10 protein-coding genes and 1 pseudogene are annotated in these 15,820 nt (G+C 35.5%); 5 read left to right on the forward strand and 6 right to left on the reverse strand.

The annotated features are described in order from the left end of the window. The 5 genes from FEZ18_RS11555 (at position 1) to FEZ18_RS11575 (ending at position 6,077) form a co-directional block, all read left to right on the forward strand. Complete coding sequence (locus FEZ18_RS11555; RefSeq protein WP_153268459.1) at positions 1 to 1,371, forward strand: pyridoxal phosphate-dependent decarboxylase family protein; 1,371 nt, start codon at positions 1 to 3, stop codon at positions 1,369 to 1,371. A gap of 65 nt (positions 1,372 to 1,436) precedes the next feature. Further along, entirely contained in the window at positions 1,437 to 2,972 is a 1,536-nt protein-coding gene (guaA, locus tag FEZ18_RS11560; RefSeq protein ID WP_153268460.1) for a glutamine-hydrolyzing GMP synthase, read from the forward strand. Positions 2,973 to 3,202: 230 nt separating this feature from the next. Next, the gene (locus FEZ18_RS11565; RefSeq protein WP_153268461.1) at positions 3,203 to 5,125 is read left to right on the forward strand and encodes a LysM peptidoglycan-binding domain-containing protein; all 1,923 of its coding nucleotides are present in this window, start codon (positions 3,203 to 3,205) and stop codon (positions 5,123 to 5,125) included. A 37-nt stretch (positions 5,126 to 5,162) separates the two neighbouring features. After that, on the forward strand, positions 5,163 to 5,699 hold the full coding sequence (locus FEZ18_RS11570) for a DUF922 domain-containing protein (RefSeq protein WP_153268462.1): 537 nt from the start codon (positions 5,163 to 5,165) through the stop codon (positions 5,697 to 5,699). A gap of 150 nt (positions 5,700 to 5,849) precedes the next feature. After that, positions 5,850 to 6,077, forward strand: a complete 228-nt coding sequence (locus FEZ18_RS11575; protein WP_153269109.1) for a DUF3820 family protein — start codon at positions 5,850 to 5,852, stop codon at positions 6,075 to 6,077. Between the two features lie 161 nt (positions 6,078 to 6,238). On the opposite strand, the gene FEZ18_RS11580 is transcribed toward FEZ18_RS11575, so the two are convergent. The 6 genes and pseudogenes from FEZ18_RS11580 to FEZ18_RS11605 form a co-directional block, all read right to left on the reverse strand. Continuing rightward, positions 6,239 to 6,976: a carbonic anhydrase family protein gene (locus FEZ18_RS11580; protein ID WP_153268463.1), complete on the reverse strand. Its 738-nt coding sequence runs from the start codon at positions 6,974 to 6,976 to the stop codon at positions 6,239 to 6,241. A gap of 538 nt (positions 6,977 to 7,514) precedes the next feature. Then, complete coding sequence (locus tag FEZ18_RS11585) at positions 7,515 to 9,752, reverse strand: polyribonucleotide nucleotidyltransferase (protein WP_153268464.1); 2,238 nt, start codon at positions 9,750 to 9,752, stop codon at positions 7,515 to 7,517. A 272-nt stretch (positions 9,753 to 10,024) separates the two neighbouring features. Next, on the reverse strand, positions 10,025 to 10,294 hold the full coding sequence (gene rpsO / locus FEZ18_RS11590) for a 30S ribosomal protein S15 (RefSeq protein ID WP_153269110.1): 270 nt from the start codon (positions 10,292 to 10,294) through the stop codon (positions 10,025 to 10,027). A gap of 294 nt (positions 10,295 to 10,588) precedes the next feature. Further along, complete coding sequence (gene accD, locus FEZ18_RS11595) at positions 10,589 to 11,446, reverse strand: acetyl-CoA carboxylase, carboxyltransferase subunit beta (protein WP_153268465.1); 858 nt, start codon at positions 11,444 to 11,446, stop codon at positions 10,589 to 10,591. 268 nt (positions 11,447 to 11,714) lie between these two features. After that, positions 11,715 to 12,780 (reverse strand): annotated as a pseudogene (gene fbaA, locus FEZ18_RS11600) (class II fructose-bisphosphate aldolase). A 470-nt stretch (positions 12,781 to 13,250) separates the two neighbouring features. After that, positions 13,251 to 15,803 (reverse strand): BamA/TamA family outer membrane protein, encoded by a 2,553-nt coding sequence (locus FEZ18_RS11605; protein WP_153268466.1) that lies wholly within the window; start codon positions 15,801 to 15,803, stop codon positions 13,251 to 13,253. Positions 15,804 to 15,820 lie beyond the last annotated feature (17 nt).

Below are 15,820 nucleotides of genomic sequence, written 5' to 3' on the forward strand. Positions count from 1 at the left end.
ATGCATAAAATTGACATGGATTTAGTCGAAATGACTATGGATGTTATGAAATATACCATCGATAGGATTTCTTCAACAAAACATAAAATTGGTAAGCCTAAAAAAGCCGAAGAACTCAAGGCTTTAGTTGGCGAAACCGTCACAAAAAAGGGAATTGGGGGTGAGTACGCCTTCGATCTGTGGAAGAAACATTTAGCCAAAGCCAATGTGCCTATAGACCATCCCCGGCATTTAGCCTTTGTACCTGCAGCGCCCACACGAGCGTCTATCATGTTCGATTTGGTAACATCGGCATCTAGTATTCACGGCGCGTATTGGATGGAAGGTGCTGGTGGTATTTTTTGCGAAAACGAAGCCATGCGCTGGATGGTGTCTTTAACAGGATTACCAGAAGGGGCTTTTGGTGTCTTTACGAGTGGAGGTACAGCTGCAAATTTATCGGCTATTGTCACTGCTCGAGAGCATTGGAGAGAAAATGAAGCTTTTAAAGGCGAAAAAGGCTTAATCATCACTTCAATTGGTGCCCACTCTTCAATTAAAGCTATGGCAAAAGTGGCCGATGTGGATATTTTGCTAGTCGATACCGAAGATGTTATGCACGGTAAGGCCTTACAAGACACCATCGATAATTTAACAACACATCAACGTAGGCGTTTATTTGCAATTGTAGCAACTGGAGGCACTACCAATGCTGGTATTATTGACGATTTAGAGGGTATTGCTACTATTTGTGAAGAAGAAAATTTATGGTTTCATATAGACGCTGCCTATGGTGGTGGCGCATTAATGGCCGATTCGGTAAGGCATTTGTTTAAAGGTATTGAGCGCGCCGATAGCATTACTATCGACCCACATAAATGGATGTTCTCGCCTTACGATTGTGGTGCGGTAATTTATAAAGACCCAGAATTGGCAAAGCGAGCCCACGCTCAAGAAGGCTCTTATTTGGACATTTTTAAAGATGAAGGGGCGCATGGTTTCAATCCATCCGATTATCAAATACAGTTAACACGACGTGTTAGAGGTTTGCCGTTGTGGTTTTCGTTAGCCACTCACGGTACAGATCGTTATAAAGAAGCGGTTGAGCGTGGAATTGAACTCGCACAAATAGCAGGGCGATTAATTGAAGAAAACCCAAATGTTGAATTGGTGCGCGAACCCAGTTTGTCTTGTGTATTATACAGAAGAATAGGTTGGGAGCCTGAAGATTATACGCATTGGACATATGAAAACCATAAAAAAGGATTCGCCTTAGTCACGCCAACAAAATGGAAAACAGGCAATACCTTTGAAACCGTTTCGCGTTTTTGTTTTGTCAATCCAGATACAACTGAAGAAGACATCAAATTAATTTTAGATTCTATGGTTTAAAAAAAAAAAGCAAAAAATTGTTAAACAAGAACTAGTCCATATCAAATCAATTATTATTTTTGCGCATGCAACATGATAAAGTATTAATTTTAGACTTCGGATCGCAATACACTCAACTTATTGCACGTAGAGTTAGAGAACTCAATATTTATTCCGAGATACATCCATTCAACAAAATTCCAACAAATTTAGACGATTACAAGGCTGTGATTCTGTCTGGTAGTCCATTTTCTGTAAGAGGAGATGCTGCTTTGCATCCAGATTTATCTGAGATAAGAGCTAAAAAGCCATTGCTAGCCGTTTGCTACGGCGCGCAATATTTAGCGCATTTTTCTGGCGGCGAAGTCACACCATCGAACACTAGAGAATATGGTCGTGCTAATTTGTCTTTTGTTAAAAGTGATGACGATTTCTTTAAAAATATAAATGAAGGCAGCCAAGTGTGGATGAGCCATAGTGATACCATTAAGCAATTACCTACAAATGGTGTTTTATTGGCCAGCACAAAAGATGTTGAAAATGCTGCTTATAAAATTGAAGGTGAAACGACTTATGCCATTCAATTTCATCCAGAAGTGTATCACTCAACCGATGGGAAAAAGCTTCTAGAAAACTTTTTAGTGGGTATAGCTGGACTTAACCAAGATTGGACACCAGATTCTTTTGTTGAAGAAACGGTTGAAGCCATTCAAGAAAAAGTAGGAAATGATAAGGTGGTTTTAGGGCTCTCTGGTGGTGTCGATTCCACAGTATCTGCGGTTTTGTTAAATAAAGCTATTGGAAAAAACCTATATTGTATTTTCGTAAATAACGGCTTGCTTCGAAAAAATGAATTCGAAAGTGTGTTAAAGCAATACGAGGGTATGGGCTTAAACGTAAAGGGCGTTGATGCTTCAAAACGTTTTTTAGCTGCCTTAAAAGGTGTTGAAGATCCAGAAGAAAAGCGCAAGGCCATTGGTAATGCGTTTATCGAGGTTTTCGATGATGAAGCCAATAAGCTGGAAGACGTAAAATGGTTGGCACAGGGTACTATTTATCCAGATGTTATCGAGAGTGTTTCGGCAACAGGTGGCCCATCGGCAACTATTAAATCTCACCATAATGTTGGTGGTTTACCAGATTTTATGAAGCTTAAAATTGTGGAGCCACTTCGTGCTATTTTTAAAGATGAAGTGAGACGCGTTGGGGCGACTTTAGGCATAGATCCAGAATTATTAGGGCGTCACCCCTTTCCAGGACCAGGACTAGGCATTCGTATTTTAGGCGATATTACAGCCGAAAAAGTACAAATGCTTCAAGAGGTTGATGCGATTTTTATTAACGGTTTAAAAGAATGGGGACTATACGATAAAGTATGGCAAGCAGGCGCCATGTTGCTCCCAGTAAATAGTGTTGGTGTAATGGGCGATGAGCGTACTTACGAAAAATGTGTGGCCCTTAGAGCCGTTGAAAGTACCGATGGTATGACTGCCGATTGGGTGAATTTACCTTACGAGTTTCTTCAAAAAATATCAAACGATATAATAAATAAAGTAAAAGGCGTTAATAGAGTAGTGTACGATATTAGTTCGAAACCACCAGCAACTATTGAATGGGAATAATTTTGAATGGCTAAAGGCTTAAACAAGTGTGCCTGCATTTGGGATTGAACGGTATGTTCCAGCTCGCCGACTATAAAAGGAAGCGAGTAGTGAAATTAAAAACATAAAATAGTAATTTTGGCATACTGTATGCTTGTAAAACTATAGAAGTAGCTTTTATTTTAAAAAGAAACGTATATAATTTAAATAGCTATGTTTGCAATACTTATTTTCGATTAGACATTAATAATATGAATAAAATTTTATTAGCATCGCTTTTGTTTTTAGTATTTGGTTTTACAACGGTTACTGCTCAAGATTTCGAGATGCATCAAGTTAAAAGCGGTGAAACCGTCGAGGCTTTAGCGCGACAATATGCCGTTTCGCCATCTGATATTTATAAATTGAATCCAGATGCGAAAAAAGGCTTGAAACCAAACACGATTTTAATTATTCCAGTTTCTAAAGCTCAAGAACCTAAAATCACGACGGTGAAAACATTAGATGGTTTTAAAAGTCATAAAACCAGAAGAAAAGAAACCTTGTATGGCTTGTCTAAAAAATACAATGTATCTGAAGATGAGATAAAAAAATACAATAAATTTTTATACTCAGCACCACTTAAAAAAGGAGATAGGCTTCAAATTCCCGTTTTTAAAGTTACCCACGAAACTGAAGAAACTAATAGAGTTTACGTGGTAAAACCTAAAGAAGGTAAATGGCGAATTGCTTATAAATTTGGAATCTCGGTAGCCGAATTAGAAGCGCTTAATCCTGAAATGGGTGAGGTTTTAAAGGAGGGACAAGAAATTTTAGTGCCCAAAATTGCTGAAGATGATAAACGCTTAGTAGACGAAAGATATAGCTATTATGAGGTGCTTCCTAAAGAAGGGTTTTACCGTTTAAAAATTAAACTGGGCTTAGACCAAGAGCAATTAGAACTCTTAAACCCAGAATTGAAAGAAACAGGTTTAAAGGTTGGTATGATTTTAAAAATACCGTTTTCTAAGGCGGATTCCTTAGAAGATATCAAAGCCATCAATTTATCTGAAAATATTACAGACTTTAAAGAAAAGCGCATTGCTGTCATGTTGCCTTTTAGGTTAAATAAAGTCGATTTTAAATCGAAATCAAATACTACAAAAAGCATCACTAATGACCCGTATTTAAATGCGTCCTTAGATTTTTATTCGGGTGTTTTATTAGCTGTAGATTCCTTAAAAAAATTAGGAGTTTCACTAAGGATGGATGTTTACGATACTAAGTTTGATGTTAACGAAGTTTCAAAGATAATCGATAATGGCGATTTTAAAACTGTCGATGCCGTAATTGGTCCTTTAACCTCAAATACTTTTGAAAAGGCAGCAACCAAATTAAAAAACTATAATGTACCAATTGTTTCTCCAATTGGTTTGAATTTGAAATTACATGATAATGTGTTTCAATCCAGACCAACAAACGATAAATTAAAAAGTGCCATCGTTCATTTTGTAAAGAAAGATAGTACGACAAATAACATAGTTGTTATTTCAGATTCGAAACACACTCAAGTTTCAAACGGCGTAAAGCGGGATTTTGCTCAAGCCGAACAAGTGTATTCCAGAAAGAATGACAAAACTGGTGATGATGAGTTTTTTGTAATGAAAGAAGATATTGAAGCTGCGTTAAAACCTGGTAAAAATATTGTGTTTTTAGAGACCAAAGACGAGGGGTTTGTTTCTAATGTAACAAGCATTTTAGCATCGTTGATAAAAGAGGAGGATAAAAGAACGAATACTCCAGCGGTACATATTACTTTGGTTACAACAAACATGAATGCTGCTTTTACCGGCGATGGGGTGTCTAACGAGCATTTATCGAAATTGCAGTTTCATTATGCAACCACATCTAAAACCTATAATGAAAGTGATAATAATACGTTTGTAAATCGTTACAAAAAACTGTACAACGCGACGCCAAATAGTGCAGCGGTTAAAGGTTTCGATCTAACGATGGATGTTGTGTTAAGACTGGTAACCTCTGAAAATTTATATAGTTCTGTCACCAATAGTCCACTAACAGAATATGTAGAAAATAAATTTTTATACAAGAAAAAACTTTTAGGAGGCTATTATAATGACACGGTTTATTTAGTGAAGCTTCAAGACTTAGAAATTGTTGAGGTTGTGCAATAAACATGGTTTTTAAAAAAATACAAAGTATCTATTTAGTTTGTTTAAGTTTCTTCTAGCTTTATATTTTACCTTTTTGGTTTATAATGAGCCTCCAATGGTTTGGCGGGAGTCTTATAAATTATCATGGTCGGATTTTAAAGGAGAACCAAACTACGAGGTGAGCGCTTCGGCAATCACGGCGTCTGGAATTTCTTTTCGGTTTTCAATCACTGAAAAAGACGCGCATATTATGAGTTTTACGACGGAAGTGCTTTGTCATTTCTACCCCGAAAAATCATGGTACAAACCAGATGAGCGTAGTGATACCCTTTTAAAGCACGAACAATTGCATTTTGATATCACAGAACTGCATGCGCGTAAACTTAGATATGCTATTGCAGAGCTCAAGGTCTCTAAATCGCTTAAAAAGGAGTTAAAAACACTAAATAATCGTGTAATTAAGGCGCTTACAGCAATGCAAAAACGTTACGATAACGAAACCAATTATTCTAGAAATGATGAGAGTCAAATAAAATGGCAAACCTTCGTTTCAGAAGAACTCGAAAAACTATCACAATTTAAATCAAAGCCCTAGTTTTTTACACAACCATTTTATACCAAATTAACCATACGACATTTCAAAACTTAATTGGTATAATGAATAGCAAATTCAATTTTTAATTTGGTATGGTATGTTTAGTTGTGTTATCTGTTCTATTTTAATAAAATGCCTAAAAGTATATTTATGATTCCTGATAAAGAATTTTTAATAAAACTGGCCTATACCAAAATGCCATATGGTAAATATAAAGATCGGTATTTAATTGACTTACCCGAGTATTATATAGTTTGGTATAATAATAAGGGGTTTCCTAAAGGGAAATTAGGGGATATGCTTAAACAGGTCTATGAGCTTAAACTAAACGGATTAGAAGATTTAATACGTAATATTAGGAAACAGTATCCCAGATAATATTGGCGTTTCTTTTTAACTGGGGCAACCTATACTTTTTAAAATTTTTATACGATTTTGAAAAGGTTGCAATAGACATTTTTAATTCTAAACACATAAAAAAACCACTTTTTGTAATTTGCAAAAAGTGGTTTTTAAGTGTAAGGATAAAGTTCTTGTTTTTATTTTAACCATTCAACTTTTCCAGTATCCATATCGTAAACCGCACCAGCTATTTTTATTTCGCCATTAGCTTCCATTTCTTTTAGAATTGGGCTCTGAGTTCGAATTTGGTCTATGGTGTTTTTTATATTGCTTTCGCAAACCATGTGCACAAACTCCTCATTTTTCGATGTGCGCTCGCCTTCATATTCTACAGTTTCAAGTGCAGGCTTTATTTTGCTTAACATTGGTGTAATGTTTCCTAATTTTACGTCGTCTATAGTCGATTTTACCGCACCACAGTGTTCGTGTCCTAGAACTAGTACTAATTTTGAACCTGATACTTTACAAGCATATTCCATACTTCCTAAAATATCTTCATTCACAAAATTACCAGCAACACGTGCAACAAATAAATCGCCAATTCCTCTATCGAAAACATCTTCAACAGGAACTCTACTGTCTACACAAGATAAGATAATGGCTTCCGGAAATTGTCCTGAGATTGTTTTTCTTCTTTGCGCCGAGAGGTCTCTTTGAGTTAAATCGTTATTAGTGAATCTAACATTTCCTTCTTGAAGATTTTTTACAACATCATCTGGTGTTAAAGCATCTTGTTTTTCTTTGGTTAGAACGTCCTCCACGAGCACATTGGTCTCAGGTGCTTCTGTTACGGGAGTTGTTTTTTTCTCTTGATTACATGCAGTAATAGCAAAAATTGCTAAAGAAAGTGCAATAAATTTAATTTTACTTTTCATTGTTTTGTGTTTAATTTTAATAATTGATTATGCTTAGTTTATATTTTAACGGTTTTAACACGATGGGTACTAAATTAATTTAAAGCATGTCGAGCTTGCGGTTATGCCCTGCTCAGAGCTCATCGAGTAAAAGCAAACATATAAAATTTAACAGTATTAACCAATATATTCTTTAAAAAAATAATAATTGTTTGCTATTATATCATTTGACTTCTAATAATGGTATTAAGTTTTAAATTCCACTTCGCTAATAAGTTTGCTTTTAGTTTCTTGTAATTTAAAAATCGTTTAAGTGGTATTATGTAGTCTAGTTTATACTAGTGTTTATAAATTAATTATATGAATTAGAAGCTTGCAAACACAAAATAAACTTGCTTGATAGACTATGTTCTGCTTATAATTTTCTTCTTTGATTATTTAAAAATAATTCAGTTTCGAATATAATGATGCATTAATTTTTGAAATATTTATAAAAAAAATAAGCCTGTTTCAACTTATTGAAACAGGCTTAAAATTATTGATCTGTAAAAAAGATTAATTAATCCTCTTTTTTATCTTCTCTTGGTTTTCTATCATCACGTCCGCGATTATCTCTACCTCGGTTATTATCACGACCTCCAGAGCGTTTATCATCTCTTGGTGGTCTAGCCACATAACCTTCTGGTTTTGGTAATAGGGCTTTACGCGATACTTTTTCTTTACGTGTTCTTGGATCTACACCAAAATATTTCACATCAAAAACATCACCCATATTTACAACATCTGTAACGTTTTCGGTGCGTTCCCAAGCCAATTCACTGACGTGTAATAAAACTTCGTTTCCTGGTGCTTCGGTATATTCTACAACGGCACCAAAATCTAGCATTTTAATAACTTTAACCTCGTAAACGCTGCCTACTTGAGGTTTAAATAATAAGGCGTCAATTTTGGCTAAAACAGCTTCAATACCTTCTTGACCAACTCCTAATATTTCTATAATACCTTCTTCAGTAACGGGGTCTTCGTTAATTACGATAGTGGTATTGGTTTCTTTTTGCATTTCTTGGATCACTTTTCCGCCAGGTCCAATTAAGGCACCAATAAATTCGTTTGGAATGCGTCTAGTCACGATTTTTGGAGCGTGAGCTTTCACATCTTCGGCAGGAGCTGCAATGGTTTCTGCCATTTTATCTAAAATATGCAAACGACCTTCGCGCGCTTGTTTTAGTGCATTTACTAAGATCTCGTAGCTAAGGCCTTTAATCTTAATATCCATTTGGCATGCCGTAATTCCTTGAGAAGTACCTGTTACTTTAAAGTCCATGTCTCCTAAGTGGTCTTCATCGCCCAAAATATCAGACAATACCGCATAGCGATCACCATCGGAAATTAAACCCATAGCAATACCAGAAACTGGTCTTTTCATTTTTACCCCAGCATCCATTAAAGCCATTGTACCAGCACAAACGGTTGCCATAGAAGACGATCCGTTAGATTCTAATACTTCAGAGACTACGCGAACTGTGTAAGGACAATCTTCTGGTATCATTCCTTTTAAACCTCGTTGTGCTAAGTTACCATGTCCAATTTCTCGTCTTGACGTTCCTCTTAGTGGTCTAGCTTCGCCTGTACAAAAAGGAGGGAAGTTATAATGTAAGTAGAAGTTTTCTTCACCTTCGTACGATGGCATATCAATTTTATTGGCATCTCTTGAGGTTCCAAGGGTAACCGTTGCTAGTGCTTGAGTTTCACCACGTGAGAATATTGAAGAACCATGTGCAGATGGTAAATAATCTACCTCCGACCAAATCGGTCTAATCTCATCGGTTTTTCTACCGTCTAATCGTAAGCCCTCACTTAGGGTTAACTCTCGAACGGCTTCTTTTTCGGCTTTATCGAAGTATCCTCCAACAAGATGACCAAATTCTTCCATTTCTTCTTCGGTGAACGAAGCGATTATCTCTTCTTTTACTGCAGCGAAAGCGTTGCCACGCTCGGTCTTAGAAGTTCCTTTCTTGGCTATGGCGTAACATTTATCGTATGCTAAGTCGTGTATTCTTTTTTCTAAATCTGCGTTTACTTCGGCAGTTTCGTATTCTCGAACTTCTTTTTTGCCAAATGCTTCAGCTAAACGTAATTGTGCTTCAATTTGAACTTTAATAGCATCGTGGGCAAATTTAATAGCATCAGCCATTTCTTCTTCAGAAATTTCATCCATTTCACCCTCTACCATCATTACAGAATCTGTAGAGGCGCCAATCATCATCTCTAAATCAGAATCGGCTAATTGCGCTCTTGTTGGGTTAATAACAAATTCACCGTTAACACGGGCCACTCGAACTTCAGAAATTGCACATTCAAATGGTATGTCAGACAATTGAATGGCTGCAGAAGCCGCTAAACCAGCCATGGCTTCAGGCATAACATTGTCATCATGAGACATTAATTGAATCATGACTTGGGTTTCTGCATGATAATCTTTTGGGAACAATGGTCGTAAAACGCGATCCACTAAACGCATGGTTAAGACTTCACTATCACTTGGTCTGGCTTCTCTTTTAAAGAACCCTCCAGGATAACGACCTGCTGCGGCGTATTTCTCACGGTAATCTACTGTTAGAGGTAAAAAGTCCACATCAGATTGTTTGTAATTAGAGACTACAGTACCTAATAATACACAATTTCCAGACTTTACAACAACGCTTCCATGCGCTTGTTTTGCTAATTTTCCAGTTTCAATAGAAATTTCTCTACCGTCACCTAGGTCAATGACCTCTTTAAAAACTTTTGGAATCATAAATTTTTTAATTCTAATTAAACAATGGTCGTTGTGTTGTGTGTAGTTGTTGTGTGTGACCAATGAAAAACTAATTATCTCGAATTTAATTCAAGATCTGCTTAATTATAAAAATACGCTGTTTAAAACTCTTGCGTTCGAGTGTTTTTTATTTGGGCGTTCCTTAAAGGCCGGGCTTTCCACTGTATCTTTTTTGCTTTTAATGGCAAAAAAGGATGCCGTATCAATCCCTAACGCAAAAACAAAAAAGAGGCTTTTAAAGCCTCTCTTTCTTATTTTCTTAAACCTAATTCTTTAATGATAGCACGATATCTTAAAATATCTTTCTTGGTTAGGTAATCTAATAGCGCACGACGCTTACCAACAAGCATTACTAAAGAGCGCTCGGTATTATAATCTTTACGATTGTTTTTTAAGTGCTCGGTTAAGTGGTTAATACGTTGTGTAAATAACGCAATTTGTCCTTCTGCGCTGCCAGTGTCGTGCTTTCCTTTACCGTGTTTGGCAAAAAGCTCCTGCTTTTCTTCTTTTGATAAATACATTCTAATATTATTGTAAATGATTGTTATGTACATGGAAGCTTTTCTTCCAAGCGGCAAATATACTAATTAAAATTATATTTATATTTATTTTTTGTGATAAAAATATTTTGAGCATTAAGACCTCACGGTTTTTGGCACGGCTGCTTTTTGGGTTAGTGTTTGCGTGTTTAAAATAGATAAGGCTAATCGCTTGGCTAAAGCTTTTGAGATAATGCTTTTGATGTCTAATAAAAAAAAAACGACTCATAAATTTAAGATTACGAGCCGTTATATTTATTAAATACAGATTACTAATTAAGCACGCATAGGCTGGTTAGTAATAAGATCGATATATTTATTTACTTGATCTTTTAACTCTTTTCTATGGCTTATAAAATCTAAAAAGCCGTGTTCTAGCAAAAACTCTGAAGTTTGAAAACCTTCTGGCAATTCTTTACCTGTGGTATCTCTTACAATTCTCGGACCAGCAAAGCCTATTAAAGCGCCTGGTTCGGCAATATTAATATCGCCTAGCATGGCAAAAGATGCCGTTGTACCTCCTGTGGTTGGGTCTGTACATAGTGAGATGTATGGTATGCCTGCATCTGCTAATTGCGCCAACTTTACCGATGTTTTTGCTAATTGCATGAGAGATAAAGCAGCTTCCATCATACGTGCACCTCCAGATTTGGAGATTATCATGAAAGGAAGTTTGTGTTTTAAAGCATAGTCTGCCGCTCGTGTAATTTTTTCACCAACAACACTACCCATAGAGCCACCTATAAAACCAAAATCCATACAAGAAATAACTATTTCTTTGCCTTTAGATTTTCCTACGGCACTGCGAACGGCGTCTTTTAACTTTGTTTTTTCTTGAGCTGCTTTTAAACGGTCTGGATACTTTTTGGTATCCTCAAACTTTAAGGGGTCTTTAGATTCTAAATTAGCATCTAATTCTTTAAACTTATTGTCATCAAACAAGATTTCAAAATATTCCTTACTGCCAATTCTAACATGGTAGCCATCTTCTGGACTTACATAAAAGTTTTTTTCTAATTCTTCAGCGTCTACAATTTTTCCTGTTGGGGATTTGTACCAAAGTCCTTTCGGGGTATCTTTTTTTTCTTCTGTACTCGTGTGTATTCCTTTTCCTTTTCTTTTAAACCAAGACATAATGATTTGCTGTTTTAAATTTACGATGTTTAAGATTGTTTAATCTATTTCTATCGTGAATTGTGTTGTGGATTGTAGTTTTTCGTTGTATATCTATGTACACTACAAGCCTGATTACAAAATTAAAGCTTTATTTCAATTTCGTGGCAAGCCTTAAGCGATTTTTGTTAACGAAACTCTAAAAACCCTTCTGTAGTCTATTTTTACCACAGTTTTTTATGAAAATGACCTTCCGTATGGTAAGATCTTTACGGTGTTCTCATACCGTTTATAATGTATTTACATTGTTTAAATCTTCAAAAGCCTTTTTTAAACGTGCTATAAATGTTTTTTCGCCTTCACGCAGCCAAACACGAGGATCGTAGTATTTTTTATTTGGGAGGTTTTCACCATCAGGATTTCCAATTTGCCCTTTTAAATACTCGGCTTTATCTTTCATATAATCGCGTACTCCAGTAGTGAAAGCATACTGTAAATCGGTATCGATATTCATTTTAATAACACCATAACTTATGCCTTCTCGAATTTCTTCAAGCGAAGACCCAGAACCTCCGTGAAATACAAAATCAATATGATTGTGCTCTACCCCATATTTTTTTGAGATGTATTCTTGTGAGTTCTTTAATATTTTTGGGGTGAGTTTTACGTTACCTGGTTTGTAAACACCGTGCACATTACCAAACGCCGCTGCAATTGTAAACTGCGAACTTACTTTGCTTAATTCTTCGTAAGCATAAGCTACCTCTTCTGGTTGCGTGTATAATTTAGAGTCGTCTACATCGGTATTATCCACACCATCTTCTTCGCCTGTAATTCCCAACTCAATTTCTAAAGTCATGCCAATTTTCGACATTCTTTCTAAATAGGTTTTACAGATGGCAATGTTTTCTTCGATAGGTTCTTCTGATAGGTCAATCATATGTGAACTGAATAAAGATTTTCCAGTTTCTTTAAAATGAGTTTCACTAGCATCTAATAAGCCATCTATCCAAGGTAATAATTTTTTTAGCGCAATGGTCGGTGTGCAAAATAACGGTAGCACCATAAGCCTCAGCTAAAGTGTGTATATGTTTTGCCCCAGCAACGGCACCAGCTATGGCCGCTTTTTGATTTTCGTTACCGAGTCCTTTACCGGCATTAAATTGGGCACCACCATTGGAGAATTGAATAATTACTGGCGCATTTAAATCTTTTGCGGTTTCTAAAACAGCATTAATAGTATCTGAACCTACTACGTTAACTGCAGGTAGTGCATAATTATTCGCTTTTGCATGGTTAAAAATAGCTTGCACTTCTTTACCTGTCGCAACACCTGGCTTTATATTGTGTCCCATTGTAATTTTAAATTGATTAATAGTTTAATTAAGCTTTCAAAAGTAATGAATTTTAAATAATTATTTTTATTGTTCGGCTTGAAAGACTTAATCCTAGACTAAAACGATGTAGTTTTTTGTTTTTTTACATCTTTTTTACAAGCGTTTAATACCAATTTAGTTTTGAAATGTCGTCTTATTAATTTCAATTATTTTTTGTTCAGATGAGATATAAAATCAAAGTATAGCAGCCTGGGTTATGGTTTTATTTTATACCGAAATATGAGCGAAAAAGAACTGCGAAGCACATCATGAACACCTATTTATAAATATAGAGAAATGTGAGTAAACGAATTATGGGCGACATGACATGGCTAAGTTGGTATAAAAGATTTATGAAACCACTTGTAGGTTATTTGAAGATAGCCTTACTACAAATAGGATTAGATTGTAACTGAGGTGTGTACTGTAAAATTTTGTTTAAGCACTTGTTAAAACGGATAGTTTATACCTATATTATATACCGCCTTGGCGAAGTTATAATCGTTAAACCAACGATTTTGATCTCTGTAAAACGGATCGTAAGTTTTAAAACCGATATCGAATCTGAAAACAAAAAAGCTAAAATCGTAGCGTAAACCAAAACCAGAGCCAATGGCAATATCTTTTAAAGAGTTAAAATTGGTAAACGTGGCGTCGTTGTCTTCTACATCGTCTAACACGTTCCAAATATTTCCTGAATCTATGAATACAGCGCCATGTAATTTTTCGAAAATTTTAAAACGTTGCTCTATACTTAACGCTAACTTTAGGTTGGCTTCATTAAACTCGTCTGTGGTCTCCGAGCTACCTGGACCTAAACTATAAGCAGTCCAAGCTCGATTATCGTTTACACCTCCAGCAAAAAAACTTTTAGAAAATGGTATGTTTGACGAGTTTCCATAAGGAATAGCGATACCTAAAAAACTGCGCACCGCTAATACGTTATTTCGACCTAAATCCCAATGCTTAATATAATCAAATTCTGTTTTTACGTATTGAGAATAGGCCACATTAAACAGCTCATATTGATTGGAATCATTTTTATTAATTCCAAATAGCTTAGAGGCGTTTGCTAGCAAGTTTCCTGCGGCTTCTATTTTAAAACGGAATATGGAGAAATCATCATCAAATAAATTCTCTCGGTTGTTTTCTGTAAAACTAAAGCTAGTGGAGAAAATTAGGTTGTTTTCGGTAAGTCGTTTTTTTCGTTCATCAATACTATTTACGGTCTTATACGCTTCAGGATTGTTAGTTTCGAAACTGCTATCGTCTAATACTAAATTAATAAACTGGTCGGCACTTTCCTGTATTAAAATTTCGTTGTTGTTTTCATCTAGCGTTATAAATTCGGCTGGTGTGTTGTACTGATTAATGGCGATGTTTTCGAGTGTTTTAAACGTATTTTGATAAATTCCGAAATAATTCGCAATATTCAGGTTTCTAACATATTGTACATTAAATAAATCCAATCTGTTGGTCGCTTTAGATGTTGGTTGCCATTTGTAACTAAATGTACCTGTAAAGGTTTGTTTGTCTAAACCTATATTAGTTTGGCTTGTGGCCGATAAACTAATTCTAGTACTTGCTAGCATGTGTTTAGGAACAATTTTCTCGGTATTAAAGGGTGAAAATAATCGAGGTATCGTTAATTTTAAATCGGCTCCAAACTCATTAATATCAAAAAACTGGTCGCGTTTGTTCGCAGCATCTTTAGAAGCACCAATAGATGCTATAGCCGATATTTCCAGAGTTTCTGCCCCTCGAAATATATTTCTTATCATTAAGCTTGGATTTAATGCGAAACCAAAAGATTGTATGTTACTTTGCGATACTTCGGCACTAAAACCTAAACCGAATTTTTTTAGAGGCGCTAAGTTTATATTTGCCGTTAGGGTAGAATCTGTATTTTCTACATAATTAATATCTGGGTATTTAAAGGTGCGTAATTCGCTTAAATGCCTGTATGTACGCGTACGATCTATGTCTCTAAAAGCTTTGAATGGGCTTATAAAAACAGCATCTGTTAATGCTTTTGGTCTAAAACGCATTTTATCGTAGCTATATAATTTATACCCATTATAAAGTAAAGAATCTTGGTAAGCTTTAGTTCTGTTTTCGAAAGCGTAATCGGTTACTATATTTACATTTTTCACCTTATAAATCTTAAAAGGTTGGCGTATGGTGGTATCTTGAGTCCGAATCGCTCTGTCTTGAATAATTAGGTTAATGTTGGCTTTTTTATTGGTTTTAACAGTATCTACAGTAAAACGTATATAATCTTGATTGAAATGGTACACACCAGAGTTTCGCATTTCGGTTGCAATTCTTTCACGCTCCATGCCTAAAACGGGAATATTGTACTGATTGTTTTGTTGTATTAACGATTCTTTTTTAATGTTTTGGTATAGTGAATCTATTACGGGCGATTTAATACTAACAGTTAGAGAATCGATAATAAATGGTTCTCCGTGTGTCACAAAGTAATCTATAGAAGCTCTTTTATTGTCGGTTTTATCGATTTCATAAGCAACATCAACAGCGCTCCAACCATTAAATTTATAATAGGCTTCTAGTCGGTTTGCCGTCTTTTTTGTTTTTTCTTCATCAACAATAACAGGAGGTTCCCCAGTTTCTTTTAACCAATTATTGAAACCAAGAGCAGTGGCTTTAAGTTTATCCACTTGTTTTTGAGAGTACCTTCTTTTTAAGCGTTCCCGTTTTTTAGGTTTTTTATCTAACCAAACTTCAAAAATGGAATCTCTGTTTGGGCGTGCTAAATTAAAAATGTGCAGTCTTAAATTCCCAATTATAGGAAGCTTGCTATTGGTTTTTTGATGTATTAAACTATTTACGGCTTCGGTCTTGTTTTTTTTGTCGTTAACATATACCGTGTTTTCTGTAAGTAAATACTCATTGCTAGAAACCCTTTTAACGGTAGTACAAGACGCTAAAAATGCGGTAATACATAGAAATATCGATATTTTATAGAGGCGTTTCTGCAATGAAATTAAATTTAATT

Origin of the sequence: Oceanihabitans sp. IOP_32 (assembly GCF_009498295.1) — a bacterium.
In the GTDB taxonomy this organism is placed as follows: domain Bacteria; phylum Bacteroidota; class Bacteroidia; order Flavobacteriales; family Flavobacteriaceae; genus Wocania; species Wocania indica.